The sequence below is a fragment of the Cellulomonas sp. HZM genome (assembly GCF_000708885.1).
Classification (GTDB): Bacteria; Actinomycetota; Actinomycetes; order Actinomycetales; family Cellulomonadaceae; genus Cellulomonas.
This window is the reverse complement of the sequence record NZ_JEOE01000032.1, coordinates 1-23056: the sequence shown is the minus strand read 5'-3', so window position 1 is coordinate 23056 and position 23056 is coordinate 1. Positions and strand designations below refer to the sequence as shown.

Below are 23056 nucleotides of genomic sequence, written 5' to 3'. Positions count from 1 at the left end.
GGTCTGTCAGTCGTTCTGGGAGCATGGGCGCGTGGGTCCCACTCTGGAGTTCTCGTCCCGTCCGGGCCGCTGGCTGACGATCGCCGCGGCCGTCGCGTGCGTCGTCGCCGTCGTGGCGATCACCACGCACGACGGCGCCGCCGCCGGTGCCGGGGCGCTCGCGCCCACCGCGCTCGTCGTGCTGCTCGTCTGGGCGTTGTACTGGCGCCCCGGCGTGGAGGTGAGCGACGGGCTGGTCGAGGTCCGCAACGTATGGAGCACCGTGCGCATCCCCTGGCCCGCGTACCGCGGCAGCGAGCTCAAGCTGTCCCTCACGCTGCGCACCGCCGACGGCGACGTGGGCGTGTGGGCGGCCCCCCGCGAGAGCGGCACCGCACGCCGGCTGCGCTCCGCGCGCAGCATGCGCGAGCTGCCCGACCTGCCGCCCGAGGGCACCAAGCGGCTCCCCGCCACGGGCGACGCGGTCCTCGACGCGATCGAGGCGCGCCGCGACACCCTCACCGCGGCCGGTTTCCTGCCGGCGCCCGACGCGGACGTGCACGTCACCCGCGCGTGGCACCGCCGGACGCTGACGGCGGCCGTGGTGCTGGCCGTCGCCACCGTGGCGGTCCTGACGCTCGGCTGAGCGCCCGCGAGCGTGGGTCATGCGCCTGCCCCGAGCCCTGCGTCAGGGCCGAGCTTCGGCGCGGCCGTCGTCGCCGTAGGACGTGCCGCCGCCTGCGCCTTCTCCATCTTGCGCACCGACGGGATGCGCTTCTGCCGCGGGTCGAACGCGTCACGCAGACCGTCACCGATGAAGTTGACCGTCAACGCGATCACGACGATGAACAGACCCGGCCACCAGAACAGCCACGGCCGCGTCGTGAACGACTGCTGGTACTGCGAGATCAGCGAGCCGAGCGAGATCGCAGGTTCGCGGATCCCGAAGCCCAGGTAGGACAACGCCGTCTCGAGCAGGATCGCCGAGCTCATGAGAAGCGTCGTGCTTACGATGATCGTGCCGATCGCGTTCGGCAGGATGTGCTTGAAGATGATGCGCGTGCTCGACGCGCCGGCGACGCGCGCAGCGTCGACGAACTCGCGCTCACGCAGCGCGAGGAACTCACCGCGCACCAGACGCGCGAGCGTGGTCCACAGCAGCACGCCCATCGCGACCGCGAAGACGTACGAGTTCTTCTGACCCGGGATCGTGCCGGTGATCTTGCCGAGCACCGCACCGATCACCAGCACAGGAACCGTGATGAACAGGTCCGTGGTCCGCATGAGCGCGGTGTCGAGACGGCCGCGGAAATAACCGGAGAGCGCGCCGACGAGGACGCCGAGCAGGCACGACACCAGCCCGATGATGAACATGACGATCAGCGACGTCTGGACACCGTGCATGACGCGCCCGAACATGTCGCGCCCCAGCTCGTCCTGCCCGAACGGGTGGTCGCCGATCGCGAAGCCGGACCCGCCGAGGAACTCCGGCAGGTGCATCGTCGGCCGACCACCAGGTTCCTCGACCGCGAGGTTCGTCTCGGTGCCGTTGTACTTCCACCAGCCGGGGATCGGTCCGACGCCCACCGAGGTGAAGGCGAGCAGGATCGTCGCCAGCAGGAAGAACATGCCGATGAGGGCGCCCTTGTGGCGGAAGAACCGCTTGCGGACGATCTGGCCCTGGGACAGGCCCACGACTTCTTTGAGTTCGATCGCGTTCTCGTTGGACTCGGACACGGGTGCCGGCTCCTGGGTGTTCTCGGGGGTGCTCATGCGTCGAGCCGGATTCGCGGGTCGACGGATGCGTAGATGATGTCCGCGACGATGTTGGCGACGATCGCCAGGCTCGCGGTGATGAGCAGGTAGGCCATCACCGGGTTGATCTCGGCGCCGTCGAGCGAGTTCACGAAGAGTGCGCCCATGCCGGGCCGCGCGAACACGGCCTCAGTGATGACCGCTCCGCCGAGCAGCGTGATGACGTCGATCGGGACGATCGTCGCGAGCGGGATGAGCGTGTTGCGGAATCCGTGGCGGACCACGACGACCCGCTCGGGCAAGCCCTTGGCGCGCGCGGTGCGGATGTAGTCCTGGCTCATCACCTCGAGCATGCTCGAGCGTGAGTAACGGGTGTACGCCGCGAACGCGATCAGGATCAGCGTCAGCGTCGGCAGCATGAGGTGGGTGAACGAGTCGAGCACGCCCACCCAGTAGTTGCCGCCGAGCTCTGGGGTGCGGTCACCGAACGTCGGGATCGGCCGTCCGTTGAGGGCCTTGGTGTACGGCGGCCACAGCTGCATGACCTTGTCGACGTAGATCATCGCGCCCATGATCAGCGCGACGATGGCCCCGGTCCGCGCCGAGACCCCCCAGTCTGGGCCCCCGTAGAGGCGTCCGACGACGAACCCGACGACCAGCGTGATCACGGCGAGCCCGAAGATGAGCCAACCGGCCCCATGCGAGCCGACCTTGAAGATGTCGCCCTTGAAGACCGTCTGCATCGGCTCATAGAGGACGACGCCGATCGCCACCACCGTGAGCGCGGTGTAGAGCGCCCGGCGGTTGTGCAGGCCGGCGAAGATCGCGGCGATCGCGAACGCCGTCGCGGCGCCCAGGATCGCGAGCAGCACGATGCCGATCTTCGGCTCGAGCCAGAAGTCGCTGACCTGCAGGTACGCGATCATCGCGAACGTGGCCGCGGCGGAGATGCCGAACACCTGCCACCTTCGCACCGCGGTGCCGCCGACCGCGAGGCTCCACAGCACACCGGCGACGATCGCCACGATCGCGATCGTGGTCCACGCGAACTTCGGGTCCGCGAGGAAGTCGTTGAAGCCGATGGCGACCCACTGCTTGAGCAGCACCGCGACCCAGAACGAGGGCAGCGAGTACAGCAGGAACGACAGGAAGATGATCAGGTAGTCGAACGAGCTGTACTGGCGCAGCGCCGAGACGATGCCGACGACGACGCCGAGCAGCAGCGACAGGAACGTCGCGGCGGTGACCAGCTGGAGGGTCGAGCCGATCGCGTGGGCGACCAGGTCGCTCACGGGCTGACCCGATCGCCAGGCGATGCCGAAGTCGCCGTGCAGCACGTCGGTGAACCAGTGGAAGAACCGGACGACGACGTTCGTGTCGAGATCGAGCAGCTTGATGCGCGCCGCGATGAGCTGCTCCTTGTTGGGAGCGGTGCTCTCGCGCAGGTCCTTGAGCGGATCGATCGCGATGTCGACGAGCCAGTACATCAGGAACAGCGACACGAACAGCGTGATCAGACCCGCCACCAGGCGGCGTGTGAGGAAGTTGAGCACGGGTGGGTTACCTCGCTAGGGGAGCACCACGGACGAGGGGGATCGTATCCCCCTGCTGCCTGCGGGCCGTGGTCGAAGGGCCTGGGCACGCGCCAGGGCGCCGGGGGATGACGCTCCCCGACGCCCCTGGTGCGTGCCTACGACCGAGGGTGGCCGCCCTCACCTGTGGGCGAGGGCGGCCACCGCTGGGATCACTTCTTGGCTGCGTCTCCGGCCGTCCAGTTCCAGAAGCCGTAGAAGATCGTCGGAGCGATCGTCAGCTTCGAGACACCACCGATCTTGGTGGGGTTGTAGGCGGTGACGCCCGGGAACTGGAAGATCGTCACGCCGAACGCGTCCTTGACCAGCTCGGTCTCGACGCCCGACAGGATCTCCTCCTGCTTCGCGGTGTCCGTGGTGGTCTGCAGCTCGTCGAACAGGCTGTCGACCTTCTTGTTCGAGTAGCCGTAGAAGTTGTTCGCGGCACCCGTGCGGTAGTTCGCGTCCGACTCCGTCACGGCCGTCGACTGCGACTGCCAGCCGAAGAGCGCGGCGTCGTAGAACTTCGTCGCGTTCGAGAGGTCCGTGCCCCAGTCCGTCTGGACCTTGTAGGGCTCGACCGTGATGCCGGCCTGCTCGGCCGACGCCTTGATCAGCTGGTACTCGTTCTGACGACGCGTGTTCGCGGGGTCGAACAGCAGGCGGACCTTGACCTTGCTCGCACCGGCCTCGGAAAGCAGCTGCTTCGCGCCGTCGATGTCGACCGTGTCGTACGCCTTCTGGCCGTTGGCGTCGACGATGCCGTCGTACATCGGCGAACCCGGCACCTGGGTGAACGAGTTACGGATGGCGGCAGTCGGGTCGAGCGGCTTCACGAGCTTGTCGACGATCTCCTGGCGCGGGATGGTCTTGAGGAACGCCTCGCGGACCTTGAGCGCCTTGTCCTTGTCGCCACCGTAGGTCTTCGGGTCGAACGGACCGCCGTTGGTGAACTGCAGGTCGACGTGCTCGTACGTGCCCTCGGGGCCCGACGAGACCGTCGTGTTGGGGAGCTTCTTCAGCGCGGTCAGGACGTCGGCGGTCGCCTGCGGGTTGATGAGGTCGACCTCACCGTTCTGCAGCGCCGTGACCTGGCCCATCGGGTCGCCGTTGTAGCGGACCGTGACCTTGTTGAAGACGGCCTTGTGGTCGCCCTTGTAGTCCGGGTTCGCGGTCAGGGTGATGTACTGGTCCTTCACGTAGTCCGTGATGGTGTACGGACCACTGGTGACCAGCAGGTTCTTGTCGGCAGCGGCCGGCATCTGCACGAAGTTGAAGTCGTTGCTCCACACCTTCGCGATCTTCGACAGGTCCGCCGTCGTGTTGTTGTCGATCGCGGCGATCAGCTTGTCGGAGGCCTCCTTGGCGTCCGTGATGCCGAGCGCGCGCTGCGCGACGACGTGCGCCGGCAGGTTGACGTCGATGTTCGTGTCCCAGTCCGCGAAGGGCTTGGAGTAGACGAACGTGATCGACTTGCCGTCGATCTTCGGCGTCTCCTTGATGAGGGCGATGCCGGGGCTCGCGCCGTCGAAGTAGACGCCCTTGTTGAGCTCGTCCTGGTTGGTGACGTTGCCCTCGTCGTCGGTCTTCTGCTCGACGGTGTTGAACTTGCCGCTCTGCGCGGCCCACTCGAGGAGCAGGTCCTCGGGACCAGCGGGCGTGCCGTCCGACCACTGCGCCGTGTCGGCGAACGTGTACTTGATCGTCAGCGGGTCGTCGGAGACCTTTTCGTACGTGCCGAACGAGGTGTCAGGCGTGAGCTTGAGGTTCTCGTCGTAGTACTTGAACTGCGAGTTCAGCATGTACAGGATCACGTTGTTCGCCGTGGCGTTGCCCGTGATGCTGGTGCCGTTCGCCGAGTAGAACGGCTGGTTCCAGGCGATGTTGACGGAGGTCTCGGTGTTGATGCCCGAGTCGTCGCCACCGGTCTTGGTGGGGTTGGACGAGCTGTCGTCCGACGTGGAGCAGGCCGTGAGCGCGAGAGCGCTGGCGGCGGCGACGGCCGTGAACGCGACGACCTTGCGTGTGATCCTCAATGTTCCTCCTGAAGAAGGTGGCGAGCCTGCCCGTTGTGCCGGTACCGGTCACCGTCCCTCAGGACGGCACCGTTGCCGACGCCAGCAGTCTCCGCCGACGTTGGGGAGGACGCTAGTCAAACGAGAACGGACAAGTCGGACACAGACGGCCACCGACGCGTGATCGTTACCTGATTGATACTGGGCAGTATGTTTCGCATCGTGAGACACGAACCCGGTGAAATGCCTGGGAAACGCGCCTGACACATGGGTGAAGGCTGTGGATCGCCCCAAATCCTGGCGGCTCCGGCGGCCGGGTATGGTAGGCCCGCAAGCCCTGTGGCGCCCGTCACATCGCGCTGGCCTGCACAATCGTCGCATGGACCTCACGCCCGCCGTCCGCAGGCTCGGCCGCACCCGTTGGTTCGCGTGGGTCGGTGCGCGCGTCTCAGGTATTGATCGCCGCATCCAGAAGCGCACGTCGGGGCGTTGGAGCGTGCTCGGCCGAGCGCACCTCCCCCAGCTCGTCCTGACGACGACCGGACGACGGTCCGGCGAGCCCCGCGAGGCAGCGCTCCTGTACGTGCGCGACGGCTCCGCGTGGGTCGTCGTCGGCTCCAACTGGGGTCAGCAGCACCACCCGGCGTGGTCGCTCAACCTGCTCGCGGACCCGCACGCGACCGTCACGGTGACCGGGCAGGCGACGCCGGTCGTCGCGCGCCTCGCCGACGAGGACGAGCGCTCCCGCCTCATGCCGCAGCTGCGCGCCGTCTGGCCCGGCTACGACGAGTACGCGGCGCGCTCGGGCCGCGACCTGCGCGTCTTCCTGCTGGAACCGACCGACTGACCCGGGGTCCGCGTCACGACCGCGAGCGCGCTCGGTACGCGCGGGCCTTCATGACGTCGCCGCACTCGCCCATCGAGCACCACCGGCCGGACCGGTTGCGCGACGCGTCGTAGTACACCCACTGGCAGTCCGGGTTCGCACACGCCTTGAGGCGTTGCAGGCGACCGGCCCGGTGCTCGTCGAGAACGTCGACGAGCATCCCGGTCGCGGTGTCGTCGTACCCGATGGCGGGACCCGACGCCTCGAACCGCAGAGCCACGCGCCGTCCGTCGGCGAACCGGTCCAGCGCCTCGGGGCGGTCGTCGACCACGTACGCCCGCAGCGCGTCGCGGAGCCCGCGCAGCCACGCCGGCGCGTCGCCAGGCAGATGGTCGACGCGGTGGAACCGGTCGTCGGTGTTGAGCAGCGCACGCACGCGCTCGAGCGCGCCCGGGGCCACCCCGGGCTCGGTGCCGAGGGTGACCCACGGCGCGATCTCGTCCTTGACGTCCTGCACGAGGGCCACCATAGTCGTCACCATCGTTTATTGAACACTAGTGATGCGAGGACTCCTCCCATGACGACGACGACACAGGCAGCGGGCTGCGACACGTCCGACATGCTCACGATCCACGCGCTGTTCCGGCGCGCCTTCACCGACGTCCCGCGGCTCGTCCGCGGTGTCGTCGACGGCGACACCGCGCGAGCCGCGGTCGTCGGCGCGCAGGTGCGCGAGCTGGCCGAGGGCCTGCACCGCCACCACAGCGGCGAGGACCTGCTGCTGTGGGACACGCTCGAGCAGCGAGCGCCCGCGTGCGCGCTGCACGTCGGCCGGATGCGGGCGCAGCACGCCACGACGGCGGCCCAGCTCGAGGCCCTCGGACCTCTCCTAGACGAGTGGCTGCCCACGGCGACCGCACCGGCGCGCGACGCGCTCGCCGCGCACCTCGACGACGTCCGCGACACGCTCCTGCTCCACCTCGGCGAGGAGGAGACGTCGATCCTCCCGACCGCCTCGACCGTCATGACCCAGCGCGAGTGGGGCGCCCTGCACGAGCACGGCATGGCCTCGATCCCGAAGGACCGCATGCTCCTGCAGCTCGGCTGGATCCTGGACGTCGTCCCCGCCGACGAGCGCGCCGGCTGGATGCGCACCAACCTCCCGCTCCCCGCTCGGGTCGCGTGGCGCCTCGTCGGCCGCCGCCAGTTCGAGCGCCACCGGGCCCTCGTGTACGGGGAGCGCCGCTGACGAACGACACTCTGCAGGGATTCGAGACTGCAGTCTGCAGCCCTTCCGGCACGCACTCTGCAGGCACCTGCATCGATCAGGATCCGAGAAGCCCCGGCGCGCGGGCCGGTCCTAGCCTGAGGGGACCACGATCCACCTGCGAAGGAGCACCATGAGCCCGACGAAGAACGCCGCCGAGGAGACGCAGAACTTCACCGCCGAGGAGCGCGCGGCGATGAAGGACCGGGCGAACGAGGTCCGTCGGTCCCGCAAGGCGGGCAAGAACGAGGACCTCGAGCCGGAGGTGCTCGCGAAGATCGCCGACATGCCCGGCGACGACCGCGAGATGGCGCAGCGTGTGCACGACATCGTGCGCGCCGCCGCCCCGGAGCTCGCGCCCAAGCTCTGGTACGGGATGCCCGCCTACGCGAAGGACGGCAAGGTCGTCTGCTTCTTCAAGCCCGGCAGCAAGTTCAAGGTGCGCTACGGCGAGCTCGGGTTCAACGACGCCGCCGCGCTCGACGACGGGGCGATGTGGCCCACCGCGTACGCGCTCACCACGATCGGCGACGCCGAGGAGAAGGCGATCGCGGCGCTAGTGGAGCGCGCGGCGGGCTGACCGCGGTCAGCGGCCGCCATTCGTTCGCAGGTCGAGAACGACGATCGGCGGTCAGTTCCTGTTGAGCCCGTGCGTGCGTGTGTCCAGTGCGCGCTTGAAATGACTCTCGGCCTCGTCGATCACCCGTGTCGGCGTCGCCGGATCGAAGACCCTGAGCAGTGAATAGCGGAAGGTCGCGGGGTCCATGCCCCGCAGCTCGACGTTGCCGCCGTGGCCGTTGGCCGCGTACGCGCTCCATCGTTGCCGGATGCTCTCCGCACCATCGGCTTTGCCGATGTACTGGCGGCCGTCACGCGTATCGGTGATGACGTAGACCCCGAGAACTGACGACAGCGCCGTCCGCCACGCGGCATATCGGTGCTCTCGCATGACGGCCTGGAGCTGGGCCCAGTCGAGGACCAGACTGTCGAAGCCGGGGAACGGCACCGGCTGCGCATCGGCGATCTCCAGGACCGGGTACGTCGCGGCCGTCGGGCCGGTGAGGCGCCACGTGCGCGGGGACCTCCAGCCGATCACCAGGCGATTCCGGAGATCGGCCATGTGCTCCGACGGGACGAGGTCGAACGTCCGGAGGTAGCCATCACTCGACACCTCGCCGCGGTTCTCCAGAACTGACCAGAGCCGTGCACGGTCCCCGCCTTCGCGGACGAACACGACCCACAGGCGAGGCGGGTGGACCGGGAAGAAGCGCGGGTTCACCGACTGCATGCTCGTGTACGCCAGGATCTCCTCGTCACTGGAATCAGCGTGGATCCCCGCCTCCCCGGTGTCCTCGTGCTCGCGGACGAAGGCATGGCGGATCGCCTGAGCGTCTGCCGGCTCGATGCCTGCGCCGAGCATGACCGTGCCGAGAGTCAGCGCCATAGACGTCCTCGCGCGACGATCGGCATGGGCGACCGGAACTGATCGGCGAAAGCGCGCCCGTCGAGCAGCGAATCACCCACGGCCGTCCGTCCGCTCGCGGCCGGTGTCGAAGAACGTGTCGAGGTACTCGTCCGGTTCCAGAGCACTGTCGCGCATCAAGGAGAAGACCTCGGCAGAAGCGCCCGGCTCGGCCGCGAGCGCATAAGACTGGAAGCACGGAAGCACTTCACCGTCGATCTGCTCGACGTACTCCGAAGCCTCAGCCTCGGCCGCCGCGATGGCGTCGTTCGCGCTCGGCGCTTCGAAGAGCACGACACGCTCCTCGTACGTGCTGTCACCGACGTCGGGTGAGCCCCTGAACCGATAGAAGCTGCGGACGGCGAACCACGACATGGGCAGATCGTGTCAGAAGGGGCCCGGAAGGTGCGCGAGCCCTCACGCGTGTCACCCTCCCGGCGCCATGGAGAGCTCCTCGGCGAGCCAGCGGTTGCGCTGCTCGAGCAGGCGCGTCATGTACCGCTCGAGCACGGCCCGGTCGACGAGCCTGCCGACCGAGCCCGCCGGCGACACGTACTCGACGACGTCAGTCATCAACGTGCCGCCCGGCACCGGCTCGAACCGGTGCTCGTGCCACCAGCGCCGGAACGGGCCCGACACCTGCTCGTCGACGAACCGGCGTGGCCGCTCGTACTCGGCGATCCGCGACGTCATCACGAACGGGATGCCGAAGTGCCGCGCACGCCACGTCACCGTGTCGCCGAACCCCATGACCCCGTGCGTGACGCCGGCGACCGCCCGCTCGCCCGACTCGTGCATCGACGCGGTGTGCGCGTCGACCGACAGGCTCAGGTCGAAGCAGTCCTCCGGCTCGGCGGGGATCGTCGTGCTCAGGCCGATGGTGGGCACGACGACGAGGGTAGGGCCGGCCGGTCACACGTTGAAGCGGAACTCCACCACGTCGCCGTCGACCATCACGTAGTCCTTGCCCTCGATGCGGGCCTTGCCCGCCGAGCGGGCCGCGGCGATCGAGCCGGCCTCGACGAGGTCGTCGAACGAGATGACCTCCGCCTTGATGAAGCCCTTCTGGAAGTCCGTGTGGATCACGCCGGCGGCCTGCGGGGCCGTCCAGCCCTGGTGGATCGTCCAGGCGCGCGCTTCCTTGGGCCCGGCCGTGAGGTAGGTCTGCAGACCGAGGGTGTGGAACCCGACGCGTGCGAGCTGGTCCAGCCCTGCCTCGTCCTGGCCGTTCTCGGAGAGCATCTCGCGCGCCTCATCGGGCTCGAGCTCGACGAGCTCCGACTCGAACTTGGCGTCGAGGAAGATCGCGTCGGCCGGGGCGACGAGCGCGCGCAGCTCGTCCTGCATCGCGGTGTCGGCCAGGCCTGCGTCGTCGGTGTTGAACACGTAGATGAACGGCTTGCTCGTCATGAGCTGGAGCTGGCGCACGTGCTCGTCGTCGGCCAGGCCCGCGGCGAACAGGGTGCGGCCCTGCTCGAGGACCGCCTTCGCCCGCTGGGCCGCGTCGAGGATCTCGGGGGCCGTCTTCTTGCCGCGGACCTCCTTCTCGAGGCGCGGGATCGCGTTCTCGAGGGTCTGCAGGTCGGCGAGGATCAGCTCGGTCGAGATGATCTCGATGTCGTCCTTGGGGTTCACCGCGCCCGAGACGTGCACGACGTCGGGGTCGGCGAACGAACGGGTCACCTGGCAGATCGCGTCGGCCTCGCGGATGTTGGCGAGGAACTTGTTGCCCAGGCCCTCACCCTCGCTGGCGCCCTTGACGATGCCGGCGATGTCGACGAACGACACGGTCGCCGGCAGGATCCGCTCCGACCCGAACAGGCCCGCGAGGACCTCGAGGCGCGGGTCGGGCAGCGGCACGACGCCGACGTTGGGCTCGATCGTCGCGAACGGGTAGTTCGCGGCGAGCACCTGGGCCCGCGTGAGCGCGTTGAACAGGGTGGACTTGCCGACGTTGGGCAGGCCGACGATGCCGATGGTGAGTGCCACGGGCGGAAAGTCTACGGCGGTCCCGTCGCCTCCTCGTCAGTCGGACGGCGACCTCGTCACGGGAACGCGAGGATGCGCTGCAGGAGGGCGGGCCCCTGCCGGTCCAGCGCCCGCCCGCCGTAGACGATCCCCGCGGCGAGCAGCGCCCCGCCGAACCCCAGGCCGACGACGAGCGTCGCCCATGCGAGCGGTAGGGACCCCGTGCGGATCGCGACGACGCCGAGCACCACCTCGGGCAGGCACAGCCCGACGAGCGCGAGCCAGCCGGCGATCTGCGAGATCATCGCTGCCGCCGACGCCCCCTGCTTCGTCTGGAACGGGCTCTCCCCCGGTTGCTGGACCGGGTAGACGACCAGTGCCGACACGACGCTGGCCGCGGCGTACCCGGTGAGCAGCACGCCGAGGCTGATGCCGAGCAGGGCGGGCAGCACCGCCACCCGGTGGGTCACGAACGCGGAGGCGGTCGTGAACACGAGTGCCGTCGGCACGCCGAGCGTCGCGGCGGCGATCACGCGGCCCGCCCGGTCGACCCAGCCCCGCAGCGGCGCGGCGAGGTGCGTCCAGAACGCCGAGCCGTCGTAGGCGACGTCGGCCGAGATGCTCCAGCCCATGAGGAACGCCGTCACCGGACCGACGGCCACGAGGTTGCTCCCGTCGCGGTCGAGCAACCAGATGACCAGCGGCACGACCGGCACGAACGCGACCGAGAGCGCATAGCGCGGGTCTCGGATCCAGTAGGTCAGCGAGCGCGCCGCCACGGCACCGACGGGCGTCGCGGGCAGCCGCCCGAACCAGCCGAGGCCCGCGCGGCGTCCCGCCGGCTCGCTGTGCGGCGGGTTGACGAGGCTGCGCGCGACGGCGCTCTCCCAGACGATCACGATGACGGCGAGCGACGCGACCGTGATGACCAGGCGCGCGCCGGCGAGCCCCCAGGCCCGCGCGGTGACGTCGCCACCGATCGCCCAGGGCGCGCCCAGGGGTGTCCAGCCGAGCACGTGCGCGACCCGGTCCAGCACGTCCATGTCCACGTGCACGCTGCCGGCCAGGCGGTTCACGACGAGGCCGACGAGCGCGAGCGGGATCAGCGCCGCGACCGCGAGCACCTCACGCACACGGCGACGCTGCACGATCGGCAGCGCGACCGTCGTCGCGGCGCGGCTGCCCAGGACCGCGACCCCCGCACCCGCGAGCGCCCCGACCATGCCCGCGACCAGCCCCAGCGGGTCGTGCCACTGCACGCCTCCCACGGCCACCGCCGACACGACGGTCATCACGCCGGGGATGCCGACGAGCCCCGCGAGCGCGATGCCCACCAGCAGGTCGCGCCGCGGCACCGCGTACGTCACGAAGCGCGACGGGTCGACCGTCGAGTCGAGCCCGAACGCGAGCAGCGGCACGACCCACCACGCGACCACGAGCACCGACCCGACGAGCACCGCGACGGGCTGCCGCAGGGACTCGTCGGCCACGCTGAGCCCGGCCATCCCGCCGACGACGAGGAGCAGCACGACGCCCCCGTAGACCACACCCAGCACCAGCGCGACGACCTGCCACGCGCTGCGCCGCAGCCCGTTGCGCAGCAGCGCGAGCTTCAGTCGGAGGATGTGCGCAACCACGCGAGCTCCTCCCCCGTGACCCGACCGCCGACGAGCTCCACGAACCGGTCCTCGAGCGACGACTCGCCGCGCACCTCGTCGACCGTCCCCGCCGCGAGCACGTGCCCCTGCGCGACGACCGCCACGTGGTCGCACATCCGCTGGACCAGGTCCATGACGTGTGACGACACGATGACCGTGCCGCCCGATGCGACGTACCCGTGCAGGATGTCGCGGATGTTGGCCGCCGAGACCGGGTCGACCGCCTCGAACGGCTCGTCGAGCACCAGCAGGCGCGGCGCGTGCACCAGCGCGCACGCGAGCGCGACCTTCTTGGTCATGCCCGCGGAGTAGTCGACGACGAGCGTGCTCGCGTCCGCCCGCAGGTCCATCGCCGTGAGCAGGTCCGCCGTCCGGGCCGCCACGGTGTCGCGGTCCAGGCCGTGCAGCAGGCCGGCGTAGGTGATGAGCTGCTCGCCCGTGAGGCGGTCGAACAGCCGCACGCCGTCGGGGAGGACGCCGAGCAGCCGCTTGACCGCGACGGGCTCGGCCCACAGGTCGCGGCCGTGCACGTGGACCGTGCCTGCGTCGGGCTCGAGCAGCCCGGTGGCCATCGACAGCGTGGTCGTCTTGCCGGCACCGTTGGGGCCGACGAGCCCGTAGAACGAACCCGCGGGGACGTCGAGCGAGATCCCGGCGACCGCGATCTTGCGGCCGAACCGGCGCCACAGACCGTCGAGTCGCAGGGCGGGCACGGCTGCGCCGGCGTCGACCGGTCCCGTGGGGTCCGGCAGGTCGGGGGGCGTCGGCATCGCGTCAGCATAGGAGGCGGCACCGACACCGCGCGGCGGCCTTCCGGGTGGTCGCGCTCGCGTCGCGTGCCTCGCCGACGCTCGTGTCGGTGGTCGGTGCGACGCTCGGCGCATGGGCGGATCAGGGATGTGGGTCGGGCTGCTGCTGGGGCTCGTCGTCGGGGCAGCGCTCGCGTGGGTTGCGGCGGCGCGCAGGGCTGACAGGCGTGTGCGGCGGGCCGAGTCGGAGTCGGTGCGGGCGCGCGCGCTCCTCGAGGCCGCGCAGCAGCGGCAGGCGGATTCGGCCGACGACACGGCGCGGATGGGCGACCGGTTCCAGGCGCTGGCCGCCGAGGCCCTCGCGACGAGCAGCGAGCAGTTCCTCGCGCTCGCGTCCCAGCGCTTCGCTGCCGACCACCAGACGCAGGTGGGCGAGCTCGCTCAGCGCGAGCAGGCTGTCCGCGCGATGGTCGACCCGCTGAGCCGCACCCTCGACGCGGTGCGCGCGCAGCTCGGGGAGGCGGAGGTGGCTCGCGCACAGGGACAGGCGGCGCTCGACGAGCAGGTCGCGGCGATGCGCACCGCGTCCGAGCACCTGCGCTCCGAGACGTCACAGCTGGTCACGGCCCTGCGCGCGTCCCACGTGCGCGGCCGCTGGGGCGAGCTGCAGCTGCGCCGAGTCGTCGAGGCCGCGGGGATGCTCGCTCACGTCGACTTCGTCGAGCAGGAGCAGGCACGCACCGACGACGGCCTGCTGCGTCCCGACCTGGTGGTCCGGCTCGCGGGCGGCAAGCGCGTGGTCGTCGACGCCAAGGTCGCGTTCCTCGGGTTCCTCGAGGCGAGCACGACGAGCGACACCGACGTACGCGCCGCGCGGCTCGCCGCCCACGCGCGGCACGTGCGCAAGCACGTCGACGACCTGGCCGCGAAGCAGTACTGGAACCAGTTCGAGCCCGCGCCCGAGTTCGTCGTGATGTTCGTGCCCGCGGAGTCGTTCCTGCTCGCGGCGCTCGAGCAGGACCCCGCGCTGCTGGAGTACGCGTTCGAGCGGGACGTCGTCGTGGCCTCCCCCGCGACGCTGCTGGCGCTGCTGCGGACGGTCGCGTACGCATGGCGGCAGGACGCCCTCGCCGCCAACGCGCAGGCGGTGCTCACGCTCGGCAAGGAGCTGCACGGGCGGCTCGCGACGATGGGCACCCACCTGAGCCGGCTCGGGCGATCGATCAACGGAGCGGCCGAGGCCTACAACAGGACCGTGGGCTCGCTCGAGACGCGCGTTCTGGTGAGCGCACGAAGGTTCGCGGAGCTCGGCGTCGTCGACGGCAAGCTGGAGGGTCCCGGGCCGGTCGACCCGCGCCTCTCGAGCGTGACCGCTCCCGAGCTGGTCGCCTCCGCGCAGGACCAGCTCGTCGAGCTGAGCCTCGACGACGCCGGCTCTGCGGAGCGGGACGAGCGGGCATGGCAGGCAGAGGAGCGGTTGGCTGCGGACACCGAACACCTCGAGGCCGGGGCGTGAGCCGTGCGGCGGTTCCGGCCGCGCGCGGTCAGGCGGGGGTGACGTCCAGGGATCGGCGGCCCTCGCGGCGCGGACGGGCCGGGGCGTTGCCGGCGGCCTTGAGGTCCGCGCGGAGCTCACGCGGCAGCGAGAACATCAGGTCCTCGGTCGCCGTACGGACCTCCTCGACGGTCCCGAAGCCGTGCACCGCGAGCGTGTCGAGCACGTCCTGGACCAAGATCTCCGGGACCGACGCGCCCGACGTCACCCCGACGGTCGTCGCTCCCTCGAACCACTCCGGCCGGATCTCCGCGGCACCGTCGATGCGGTACGACGAGCGGGCGCCCGACTCCAGCGCGACCTCGACGAGCCGCACCGAGTTCGACGAGTTCGCCGAGCCGACGGTGATCACCACGTCGCACTCCGGTGCGATCTTCTTGACCGCGACCTGGCGGTTCTGCGTCGCGTAGCAGATGTCGTCCGACGGCGGGTCCTGCAGGTTCGGGAACCGCTCGCGCAGGCGGCGGACCGTCTCCATCGTCTCGTCGACCGAGAGCGTGGTCTGCGAGATCCACACGAGCCGGTCCGGGTCCTGCACGACGATGCGGTCGGCGTCCTCGGGCGAGTTGACCACCTGGATGTGCTCGGGCGCCTCGCCGTACGTGCCCTCGACCTCCTCGTGCCCCTCGTGCCCGATGAGCAGGATCTCGAAGTCGTCGGACGCGAAGCGCACGGCCTCCTTGTGCACCTTCGTCACCAGGGGGCAGGTCGCGTCGATCGTCTGCAGGTGGCGGGCGGCCGCTGCCTCGTGGACCGCGGGCGCGACGCCGTGGGCCGAGAACACGACGCGCGCACCCTCGGGCACCTCGTCGGTCTCGTCGACGAACACCGCACCCCGTGCCGCGAGCGTCTCGACGACGAACTTGTTGTGCACGATCTCCTTGCGGACGTACACCGGGGCGCCGTAGTGCTCGAGCGCCTTCTCGACCGCGACGACAGCCCGGTCGACCCCGGCGCAGTAGCCCCGGGGAGCGGCGAGCAGCACGCGCTTGGCGCCGGGCCGCGCGACCGGTCCAGGGGTCGCTGCGAGGGCGGTGGTCTCAGCAGGCGTCACATCGCGAGTCTAGTTGCGCGCCGGCGGCGCCCTTCCCCCTGTGCGGCGGGGAGCGTCGGTCGTCCACCCGTCACCCCGGCAACCTCCTCGGGTCGATCACACGCGCCGCCGCCGCGACCCCACGCCGCCCGGCCGCGACCGCGGCGCGCAGCCGTTTCCCACGCCGAGCCGGGTCGCGCACCGTCGGGCCGGATGTCGGAGGTGTGCGGCAGGCTGGGGGGATGACCGACGACGCCACGCCGCCCGCCGACGCCGCGCAGCGGCTGCCGCTGCCCGTGATGGCGTCGGACACCAGCGCCGAGCGCCCGTGGCCGGTGCGCCACCTCGCGCCGAAGATCGCCGACTACATCGCGCGGATGCCGCCCGTGTGGGTCGAGGGGCAGGTGCTCAACCTCAAGCGGTGGAACTCGCTGTGGTTCCTGACGCTGCGGGACACGGACCTCGACATGTCGCTCTCGGTCACCGCCCCAGCGGGCGCGATCGCGAAGATCGCCGACCGCATGAGCGACGGCTCGCACGTCGTGGTGCACGCACGCCCCCGGTTCCACGCGAAGAAGGGGGACCTGACGTTCGCGGCCGACGACGTGCGGCTCGTCGGGCTGGGCGAGCTGCTGGCCCGCATCGAGCACCTCAAGGGGATCCTCGCGTCGGAGGGGCTGTTCGACGAGGGCCGCAAGCGGGCGCTGCCGTTCCTGCCGGGCGTCGTGGGGCTGGTGTGCGCGCAGCAGGGCGACGCGGAGCACGACGTCGTGTCGAACGCGCGCGCCCGATGGGCCGCGGTGCAGTTCGAGATCCGCCGGGTCACCGTGCAGGGGCCCCGCGCGGTGCCCGAGGTGTCGGCAGCGATCGCGGAGCTGGACGCCGACCCGCGCGTCGAGGTCATCGTGGTGGCGCGCGGCGGCGGCTCGTTCGAGGACCTGCTGCCGTTCAGCAACGAGTCCCTGGTGCGCGCCGCGGCAGCGTGCCGGACGCCTCTCGTCAGCGCGATCGGCCACCACCTCGACTCGCCGCTGCTCGACCTCGTCGCGGACCTGCGGGCCTCGACGCCGACGGACGCGGCCAAGCGGATCGTCCCGGACGTCACCGAGGAGCGCGCACGGCTCGTGCAGGCTCGTCAGCGCGCACGCGCCGCGGTCCTGGGCCGGCTCGAGCGCGAGCGCACGACCCTCGAGCACTGGCGCAGCAGGCCCGTCCTCGCGTCGCCGACGACACTCGTCGACCAGCACGAGTCCCGCCTGCGCACCTTGCGTGAGAGCAGCACGCGCATGCTCGACGGTGCGCTCCGTCACGCGCACGCGGAGGTCGTCGGCCTCGCGGCGCAGGTCCGCGCGCTGTCCCCGGCCGCGACGCTCGAGCGCGGGTACGCCGTGGTGCAGCGCCGCGACGGGCACGTGGTCCGCGACCCGGCGGACGTGGCCGCCGGCGACCCGCTGCGCGTCCGCGTCGCGCGAGGAGAGCTGGCCGCCCAGGTCCTGGGCTCGTAGTCGACGTCGCGGGCTCGTGGGCGACGCAAGGGTGCCGTTGCGATCCCTCCGGGGGCGGCCGTGTCGGTGGCGGCTGGTTGACTAGGCGCCATGCCCAAGCAGAGCGCCGCCGCGGTCCCCGACGAGCCGACGAACGGCCCGGGTGAGCAGCCCGCCGACGCCAACGCTGACGTCGCGGCCCTCTCCTACGAGCAGGCGCGCGACGAGCTCGTGCAGGTCGTCGCCAGGCTCGAGGCCGGTGGGGAGTCGCTCGAGGGTTCGCTCGCTCTGTGGGAGCGCGGCGAGGCGCTCGCGGCGCGGTGCCAGCAGTGGCTCGACGGCGCGCGCGAGCGGCTCGCGGCCGGTCGCGGCGGACCGGGCGAGCAGCGCACGGACGACGCGTGAGGTGTGAGGCGCGAACGTCGACGCACAAGAGGCGACGGATCCCGACGCTGCATCACGCGGCCGCGCGTGGCGTCACCTCACCCCGCCGCGCGTGACCTCTCGCGTGCCTGCGCACGCTCGAGCGACGCCTTGCGGTCCTTCTCGTTCTGCGCGTCGATCTCCCGTGCCTGCGTCTCGTCGAACGTGAGGTTCTCCCCGGACTCGGGGTCGAACACCATCGCCTTGGACGGGTCGAACCACAGCGACGCGGAGTCGCCGTCGCGTACCCGGCTCTCGGCGTTGAGCGCGACGACGAGCTGCGTGCGCATGCCCTCCCCGTCGAGGTCGCGGTCGAGCTCCTCCAGCTTGCCCGCGACGTCGGGGTTGGTCTCGAACGGGATGTAGGCGTACAGGTCGGAGCCGAGCCACTCGGTCACGTCGACGTTGACGTCGAACTGCGCGGAGTCCTTCGGCGCCTTCACGAGCGACGCGTCCTCGAAGTACTCGGGCCGCACGCCGACGATGACGAGCGAGCGCGACCCGAGCCGCGACGCGAGGTCCGACGAGACGGGGATGTCGACGATCGGCGTCTTCAGAGTGGACCCCTCGACGACCCCGGGGAGGAAGTTCATCGGCGGCGACCCGATGAACCCCGCGACGAAGAGGTTGACGGGCTGCTCGTACAGACCGCGCGGCGACGCGACCTGCTGCAGCTCGCCCTTGCGCAGCACCGCGACCCGGTCGCCGAGTGTCATGGCCTCGGTCTGGTCGTGCGTGACGTACACGGTCGTCGTCCCGAGCCTGCGCTGCATGCGCGCGATCTCGGTGCGCATCTGCCCGCGCAGCTTCGCGTCGAGGTTGGACAGCGGCTCGTCGAACAGGAACGCGTTGGCCTCGCGCACGATCGCGCGGCCCATCGCGACACGCTGCCGCTGACCGCCCGAGAGGTTCGCGGGCTTGCGCTGCAGGTGGTCCTGCAGCTCGAGCGTCTTCGCGGCGAACTCGACCTTGTCGCGCACCTCCTGCTCGGAGAACTTGCCCTTCTGCAGCCGCAGGGGGAACGCGATGTTCTCGAACACCGTCAGGTGCGGGTAGAGCGCGTAGTTCTGGAACACCATCGCGAGGTGCCGGTCACGGGGCGCCTTGTCGTTGACGACCTCGTCGCCGATCCGCAGCTCCCCAGACGTGATGTCCTCGAGCCCGACGATCATCCGCAGCAGGGTCGACTTCCCGCAGCCGGACGGTCCGACGAGGATGACGAACTCCCCGTCGGCGATGTCCAGGCTGACGCCCTTCACGGCGAGGAAGCCGTCGCCGTACCGCTTGACGATGTCCTTGAGGGTGATGGCTGTCATCGGTGGTTCTCCTTGCCGGGACGGGGAGTCAGCCCTTGACCGCGCCCTGCGTCAGGCCGGACACGATCTGACGCTGGAACAGCAGGACGAGGATGACGACGGGGATGGTGACGACGACCGCGGCGGCGGAGATCGCGCCGGTGGGCTCCTCGAACTGCGAGGCGCCGGTGAAGAACGCGAGCGCTGCCGGCACGGGCCGGGCGGCCGACGTCGAGGTGAGCGAGATGCCGTAGACGAAGTCGTTCCAGGCGATGAAGAACGCGATGAGCGCGGTGGTGAAGACGCCGGGCGCGGCCAGCGGCACGATCGCCTTGCGGAACGCCTGCCAGCTCGTCGCGCCGTCGACCTGCGCGGCCTGCTCGAGCTCCCACGGGATCTGCCGGAAGAAGGCGGCGAGGGTCCAGATCGAGATCGGGAGCGTGAGCGACAGGTACGGGATGATCAGGCCGAGCCACGTGTCGTAGAGGCCGATGTTGCGCCACAGGTTGAACAGCGGCGTGACGATCGAGATGACCGGGAAGATCGACACCCCGAGCGCGGTGGTGAGGACCAGCCGCTTGCCCGGGAAGTCGAGGCGCGCGATCGCGTACGCGGCGAGGGTCGCGAGCACGACGGCGACGAACGTCGCGATGAGCGAGATGCCGATCGAGTTGCGCAGCGCCGGCAGGAACAGGTCCTTGGCGGAGCCGGTGAGGATCTGCTCGTAGTTCGTCGTCGTCCAGGTCTTCGGGAAGAACCGGCCGAGGTCCAGCTCGCTGGGGAGCTTGAACGACGTCGCGAGGATCGACAGCACGGGGAACAGCGCGTAGACGAGCACCAGGACCGTGATGACGGCCCACCACACCTTGAGCTTCGTGGACATCGTGCGCATCACCGCTCCCCCCTCGCACCGGCGAGATCGACCCTGAAGAGCTTGATCGCGACGAAGCAGATGAGGATGACGCACAGGAACAGGAGCACGGAGATCGCCGAGCCGAGGCCGATCTCGAGGCGCCCGATCGACGTCCGGTACGCGAGCAGCGACAGCACCGTGGTGCCGTTGGAGCCGTTCGTCATGATGAACACGTTGTCGAAGATGCGGAACGCGTCGAGCGCACGGAACAGGACGGCGACCATGATCGCGGCCTTCATGTTCGGGATCAGCACGCGCCGGAGACGCTGCCACCACGTGGCACCGTCGACCTCCGCGGCCTCCTCCAGCTCGGTCGGCACCTGCGCGAGGCCGGCCAGCAGCAGCAGCGAGATGAACGGGGTCGTCTTCCACACCTCGGAGGCGATGATGACGAACAGCGACGTGCCCTGGTGCGCGAACCAGTTGGTGTCCTCGCTGATGCCGGGCAGCCACGCGAACCAGTGGTTGACGAATCCCGAGTTGATGTCGAACGCGTAGAACCACGCGAACGCGGAGACGACGGTGATGATCCCGTACGGCACGAGGATCGCGGTGCGCAGCAGGCCTCGCAGGGACTTGATGGCGCGGTGCATGACGAGCGCGAGCGCGAAGCCCAGGACCAGCTCGATCACGACCGAGACGATCATGATCACGGTCGTGACCCACAGCGCCTGCCAGAACACCGAGTCGGTGAGGATCACGCCGTAGTTGCGCAGGCCCACGAACGCCTTGTCGTCGGGGGCGGTGAGCCGGTACGAGAACAGCGAGTCGAAGAACGCCTGCAGGATCGGGTACAGCGTGACGGCCAGCATGACGACGAACGCCGGCCCGGCGAGCCACCAGCCGAGGCGTGCCTCGGCTCGGGCCCGCTCGCTGCGCGGTGTCTTCGCGGGCTTGCCGGTCGTCCGCTCGGGGGTCGAGACGTCGGTGCTCACAGCAGCTTCCTCCCGTCCAGCACGGCGGTGATGAGGTCCGTGGACGTCCGTGGCGTCGTCAGCGGGTTGACCGAGGCGGGCGGGTACCACGTCTCCTGCAGGCCGGTCGAGACCTCGTTGTAGTACGGCGTCTGCGGGCGGGGCGCCGCCTTCTGCAGCGACTCACGGATCACGTCGGCCATCGGGAACGCCTTCTTCACCGCGTCGTCGTCGTACGCCTTGGTGTTCGAGGGCGGGTTGCCGTTGGTCGCGAAGTAGTACGCCTGGTTGTCGACGCCCACGATGCACTCGGTCGCCTGGTAGGCGAGGTCCGTGTGCTTGCTGAAGGCGCCCACCCCGAGGTTGATGCCGCCGTACGGCGGGCGGGAGTCCTTGCCCTCGACGGTCTGCGGGTACAGCCCCCACCCGATGTCGTCGACGAGCGACTTGTCGAGGGTCCCCGCCTCGACGGCCGCGTTGGTCGCGGACCACACGAACGGCCAGTTGACCATGAACGAGCCGCGGTTGCCCTGGAACAGGGTCATCGACGCGTTCTCGTCGGCCGTCGGCAGGCCCGGACCACCGAGGCCCTTGCGCCCGATGCCGCCGATGATCGTCGCCGCGTCCTTGCCCGCGTCGGTCTCGAGCCCCAGCTTGAGCTCGTCGGCCGGCGCCTCGGGGTTCGTCAGGATGTGACCCCCCGCGCCCTCGATCAGTGCGTTGATCCACACCGTGAGCGACTCCGCCTTGGTGCCCTGGACGCCGAGGAACTTCTTCTGGTCGGCGGCGGCCTCCATGATCTGCTGCCACGTCACGGGCTTGCTCGACGGGTCGAGGCCCGCCTCCTTGGCGACCGACTTGCGGTACCAGAGCAGCTGCGTGTTGGCCCAGAACGGCACCGCGACGAGCTTGCCCTTCCACGTCGCGCCGTCGATCGCGCCCTGCACCACGTCCTGCGTGACCTTGTCCGCGACGTCCGAGGGCATCGGCGCCAGGAAGCCCGGCTCCGCGAGCTCGGGGATGAACGGCGGGTCCAGGCTCATGATGTCGATCGACGAGTCCTTCGCCGCGAGCCGGCGCGCGAGCTGCTCGCGCTGCGCCGCGGCGTCGCGCGGAAGGATCGACGTGATGATGCGGTACTTGCCGTCGGCCGCGGCGGTGCACCGCTTCGCGATCTCGACCTGCCCCCCGTTGTCGGGGTTGATGTACCACTGGAGCGTCGGTGGCCCGCTCTCGCTGCTGCACGCCGCGAGCGGCACCAGCACCGCCGCCGCGAGCGCACCTGCGAGAGCTCGAGTGCGTCGTCGCACGTGTCCTCCCGGACGTCGAGGCCTCATTGCTGACGAGTCCTGCCTACACGGACCGCACCCCACCCGCCACCCGAACGGAGCAACGCGTCGGGCGGCGGACACGAGTGCGCGACGGGCCCGGCACCTGCCACGATGTGCACGTGGACCGACCGACGACACCCGCACAGGCCTGGGCAGCTCTCCGCGAGGGCAACGACCGATTCGTCCGCGGGGAGATGGACCACCCGTCGCAGAGCATCGAGAGACGCACCGAGCTGTCGTCCTCGCAGGCACCCTTCGCGGTGCTCTTCGGGTGCTCGGACTCCCGTGTCGCGGCGGAGATCATCTTCGACCAGGGGCTCGGCGACCTCTTCGTCGTCCGGACCGCGGGGCACGTGCTCGACACGACGGTCATCGGGTCGATCGAGTACGGGGTGGCGGTGCTGGGCACGCCGCTCGTCGTCGTCCTGGGCCACGACTCGTGCGGCGCCGTCGCGGCCGCGACGACGGCGCTCAACGACGGCGACCTGCCGCCCGGCTTCGTGCGCGCGGTGGTCGACCGGGTCATCCCCTCGATCGTCAACCTCGTCGGCCCTCAGGGCATCGGCACGCTCGACGCCGCGACGCTCGGGCACGAGCACGTGCGGCACACCGTCCAGATGCTGCAGGGCTACTCGGTGACGCTCGCGGAGGCCGTCGAGGCCGGCCGCTGCGCGATCATCGGCCTCGAGTACACGCTCGCGGACGGCAAGGTGCACGTCGCCGAGGTCGCCGGCGACGTCTGACCGACGCTGCCCAGACCGGGTGGGGAACGGTTCGTGTAGGCAGGACTCGTCAGCAATGAGGCCTCGACGTCCGGGAGGACACGTGCGACGACGCACTCGAGCTCTCGCAGGTGCG

Annotated in this window: 23 protein-coding genes; 8 read left to right on the top strand and 15 right to left on the bottom strand. The window is 70.3% G+C overall.

Annotation, left to right across the window (positions count from 1 at the left end; genetic code table 11):
- Window positions 1–31 precede the first annotated feature (31 nt).
- Window positions 32–625 (top strand): hypothetical protein, encoded by a 594-nt coding sequence (locus AW16_RS17805; RefSeq protein ID WP_051681947.1) that lies wholly within the window; start codon window positions 32–34, stop codon window positions 623–625.
- A gap of 17 nt (window positions 626–642) precedes the next feature.
- Here the strand turns inward: AW16_RS17805 and AW16_RS0113595 are convergent, their stop codons facing one another.
- The 3 genes from AW16_RS0113595 to AW16_RS0113585 all read right to left on the bottom strand — a co-directional run bounded on the left by AW16_RS0113595 (window position 643) and on the right by AW16_RS0113585 (window position 5341).
- A complete protein-coding gene (locus tag AW16_RS0113595; protein WP_081861685.1) occupies window positions 643–1752 on the bottom strand; it encodes an ABC transporter permease in 1110 nt (369 codons plus the stop codon).
- Entirely contained in the window at window positions 1749–3287 is a 1539-nt protein-coding gene (locus AW16_RS0113590; protein WP_029291254.1) for an ABC transporter permease, read from the bottom strand. The genes AW16_RS0113595 and AW16_RS0113590 overlap by 4 nt, the downstream gene beginning before the upstream one ends.
- Window positions 3288–3478: 191 nt before the next feature.
- Window positions 3479–5341 (bottom strand): ABC transporter family substrate-binding protein, encoded by a 1863-nt coding sequence (locus AW16_RS0113585; protein ID WP_029291252.1) that lies wholly within the window; start codon window positions 5339–5341, stop codon window positions 3479–3481.
- A gap of 358 nt (window positions 5342–5699) precedes the next feature.
- Here AW16_RS0113585 and AW16_RS0113580 point away from each other — a divergent pair, with 358 nt between their 5' ends.
- Window positions 5700–6167, top strand: a complete 468-nt coding sequence (locus tag AW16_RS0113580; RefSeq protein WP_029291251.1) for a nitroreductase/quinone reductase family protein — start codon at window positions 5700–5702, stop codon at window positions 6165–6167.
- Between the two features lie 13 nt (window positions 6168–6180).
- Here the strand turns inward: AW16_RS0113580 and AW16_RS17800 are convergent, their stop codons facing one another.
- Window positions 6181–6687 (bottom strand): CGNR zinc finger domain-containing protein, encoded by a 507-nt coding sequence (locus tag AW16_RS17800; RefSeq protein ID WP_081861684.1) that lies wholly within the window; start codon window positions 6685–6687, stop codon window positions 6181–6183.
- Between the two features lie 36 nt (window positions 6688–6723).
- Here AW16_RS17800 and AW16_RS0113570 point away from each other — a divergent pair, with 36 nt between their 5' ends.
- Complete coding sequence (locus AW16_RS0113570) at window positions 6724–7395, top strand: hemerythrin domain-containing protein (RefSeq protein WP_029291247.1); 672 nt, start codon at window positions 6724–6726, stop codon at window positions 7393–7395.
- A gap of 151 nt (window positions 7396–7546) precedes the next feature.
- Window positions 7547–7993, top strand: a complete 447-nt coding sequence (locus AW16_RS0113565; protein ID WP_029291246.1) for an iron chaperone — start codon at window positions 7547–7549, stop codon at window positions 7991–7993.
- Between the two features lie 51 nt (window positions 7994–8044).
- Here AW16_RS0113565 and AW16_RS0113560 read toward each other — a convergent pair whose 3' ends face one another.
- From AW16_RS0113560 to AW16_RS0113535, 6 genes are all read right to left on the bottom strand, one after another.
- Entirely contained in the window at window positions 8045–8857 is an 813-nt protein-coding gene (locus tag AW16_RS0113560) for a GIY-YIG nuclease family protein (protein ID WP_029291244.1), read from the bottom strand.
- A 72-nt stretch (window positions 8858–8929) separates the two neighbouring features.
- Entirely contained in the window at window positions 8930–9250 is a 321-nt protein-coding gene (locus AW16_RS0113555; protein WP_029291243.1) for a hypothetical protein, read from the bottom strand.
- A gap of 51 nt (window positions 9251–9301) precedes the next feature.
- A complete protein-coding gene (locus tag AW16_RS0113550; protein WP_029291241.1) occupies window positions 9302–9763 on the bottom strand; it encodes an SRPBCC family protein in 462 nt (153 codons plus the stop codon).
- Between the two features lie 24 nt (window positions 9764–9787).
- Window positions 9788–10864, bottom strand: coding sequence for a redox-regulated ATPase YchF (ychF, locus tag AW16_RS0113545; RefSeq protein WP_029291239.1), 1077 nt, complete (start codon window positions 10862–10864; stop codon window positions 9788–9790).
- A 56-nt stretch (window positions 10865–10920) separates the two neighbouring features.
- A complete protein-coding gene (locus AW16_RS0113540; protein ID WP_029291238.1) occupies window positions 10921–12480 on the bottom strand; it encodes a hypothetical protein in 1560 nt (519 codons plus the stop codon).
- Window positions 12456–13271 carry an ABC transporter ATP-binding protein gene (locus AW16_RS0113535; protein WP_029291236.1) on the bottom strand — a complete coding sequence of 272 codons (816 nt, stop codon included), beginning with the start codon at window positions 13269–13271 and terminating at the stop codon, window positions 12456–12458. Before AW16_RS0113535 ends, AW16_RS0113540 begins: the two co-directional genes overlap by 25 nt.
- A 112-nt stretch (window positions 13272–13383) precedes the next feature.
- Between AW16_RS0113535 and AW16_RS0113530 the strand changes: the two genes are divergently transcribed.
- Window positions 13384–14766, top strand: coding sequence for a DNA recombination protein RmuC (locus AW16_RS0113530; protein WP_029291234.1), 1383 nt, complete (start codon window positions 13384–13386; stop codon window positions 14764–14766).
- Between the two features lie 28 nt (window positions 14767–14794).
- On the opposite strand, the gene AW16_RS0113525 is transcribed toward AW16_RS0113530, so the two are convergent.
- The gene (locus tag AW16_RS0113525) at window positions 14795–15859 is read right to left on the bottom strand and encodes a 4-hydroxy-3-methylbut-2-enyl diphosphate reductase (protein WP_029291233.1); all 1065 of its coding nucleotides are present in this window, start codon (window positions 15857–15859) and stop codon (window positions 14795–14797) included.
- A 221-nt stretch (window positions 15860–16080) separates the two neighbouring features.
- On the opposite strand from AW16_RS0113525, the gene xseA reads away from it, so the two are divergent.
- Both xseA and AW16_RS0113515 read left to right on the top strand, forming a co-directional pair.
- On the top strand, window positions 16081–17343 hold the full coding sequence (xseA, locus tag AW16_RS0113520; protein WP_029291231.1) for an exodeoxyribonuclease VII large subunit: 1263 nt from the start codon (window positions 16081–16083) through the stop codon (window positions 17341–17343).
- 90 nt (window positions 17344–17433) lie between these two features.
- A complete protein-coding gene (locus AW16_RS0113515; protein WP_029291230.1) occupies window positions 17434–17727 on the top strand; it encodes an exodeoxyribonuclease VII small subunit in 294 nt (97 codons plus the stop codon).
- A 77-nt stretch (window positions 17728–17804) separates the two neighbouring features.
- Here the strand turns inward: AW16_RS0113515 and AW16_RS0113510 are convergent, their stop codons facing one another.
- From AW16_RS0113510 to AW16_RS0113495, 4 genes are read right to left on the bottom strand one after another with little or no spacing between them, the layout of a single operon-like run.
- The gene (locus AW16_RS0113510) at window positions 17805–19061 is read right to left on the bottom strand and encodes an ABC transporter ATP-binding protein (protein ID WP_029291228.1); all 1257 of its coding nucleotides are present in this window, start codon (window positions 19059–19061) and stop codon (window positions 17805–17807) included.
- A gap of 28 nt (window positions 19062–19089) precedes the next feature.
- Window positions 19090–19923, bottom strand: coding sequence for a carbohydrate ABC transporter permease (locus AW16_RS0113505; protein ID WP_034649247.1), 834 nt, complete (start codon window positions 19921–19923; stop codon window positions 19090–19092).
- Between the two features lie 8 nt (window positions 19924–19931).
- Window positions 19932–20888, bottom strand: coding sequence for a carbohydrate ABC transporter permease (locus tag AW16_RS0113500; RefSeq protein ID WP_029291224.1), 957 nt, complete (start codon window positions 20886–20888; stop codon window positions 19932–19934).
- Window positions 20885–22177, bottom strand: a complete 1293-nt coding sequence (locus AW16_RS0113495; RefSeq protein WP_029291222.1) for an extracellular solute-binding protein — start codon at window positions 22175–22177, stop codon at window positions 20885–20887. Before AW16_RS0113495 ends, AW16_RS0113500 begins: the two co-directional genes overlap by 4 nt.
- A gap of 134 nt (window positions 22178–22311) precedes the next feature.
- Here AW16_RS0113495 and AW16_RS0113490 point away from each other — a divergent pair, with 134 nt between their 5' ends.
- The gene (locus tag AW16_RS0113490) at window positions 22312–22941 is read left to right on the top strand and encodes a carbonic anhydrase (RefSeq protein WP_029291220.1); all 630 of its coding nucleotides are present in this window, start codon (window positions 22312–22314) and stop codon (window positions 22939–22941) included.
- Window positions 22942–23056: the final 115 nt, after the last annotated feature.

Bases quoted from the DNA above. Each gene is read 5' to 3' on its own strand.
- AW16_RS0113560 (WP_029291244.1), bottom strand. From the start codon at position 8,857: ATGGCGCTGACTCTCGGCACGGTCATGCTCGGCGCAGGCATCGAGCCG.
- AW16_RS0113505 (WP_034649247.1), bottom strand. From the start codon at position 19,923: ATGTCCACGAAGCTCAAGGTGTGGTGGGCCGTCATCACGGTCCTGGTG.
- AW16_RS0113530 (WP_029291234.1), top strand. From the start codon at position 13,384: ATGGGCGGATCAGGGATGTGGGTCGGGCTGCTGCTGGGGCTCGTCGTC.
- AW16_RS0113510 (WP_029291228.1), bottom strand. From the start codon at position 19,061: ATGACAGCCATCACCCTCAAGGACATCGTCAAGCGGTACGGCGACGGC.
- AW16_RS0113580 (WP_029291251.1), top strand. From the start codon at position 5,700: ATGGACCTCACGCCCGCCGTCCGCAGGCTCGGCCGCACCCGTTGGTTC.
- xseA (WP_029291231.1), top strand. From the start codon at position 16,081: ATGACCGACGACGCCACGCCGCCCGCCGACGCCGCGCAGCGGCTGCCG.
- AW16_RS0113535 (WP_029291236.1), bottom strand. From the start codon at position 13,271: ATGCCGACGCCCCCCGACCTGCCGGACCCCACGGGACCGGTCGACGCC.
- AW16_RS0113565 (WP_029291246.1), top strand. From the start codon at position 7,547: ATGAGCCCGACGAAGAACGCCGCCGAGGAGACGCAGAACTTCACCGCC.
- AW16_RS0113595 (WP_081861685.1), bottom strand. From the start codon at position 1,752: ATGAGCACCCCCGAGAACACCCAGGAGCCGGCACCCGTGTCCGAGTCC.
- AW16_RS17800 (WP_081861684.1), bottom strand. From the start codon at position 6,687: ATGGTGACGACTATGGTGGCCCTCGTGCAGGACGTCAAGGACGAGATC.
- AW16_RS0113515 (WP_029291230.1), top strand. From the start codon at position 17,434: ATGCCCAAGCAGAGCGCCGCCGCGGTCCCCGACGAGCCGACGAACGGC.
- AW16_RS0113555 (WP_029291243.1), bottom strand. From the start codon at position 9,250: ATGTCGTGGTTCGCCGTCCGCAGCTTCTATCGGTTCAGGGGCTCACCC.
- AW16_RS0113570 (WP_029291247.1), top strand. From the start codon at position 6,724: ATGACGACGACGACACAGGCAGCGGGCTGCGACACGTCCGACATGCTC.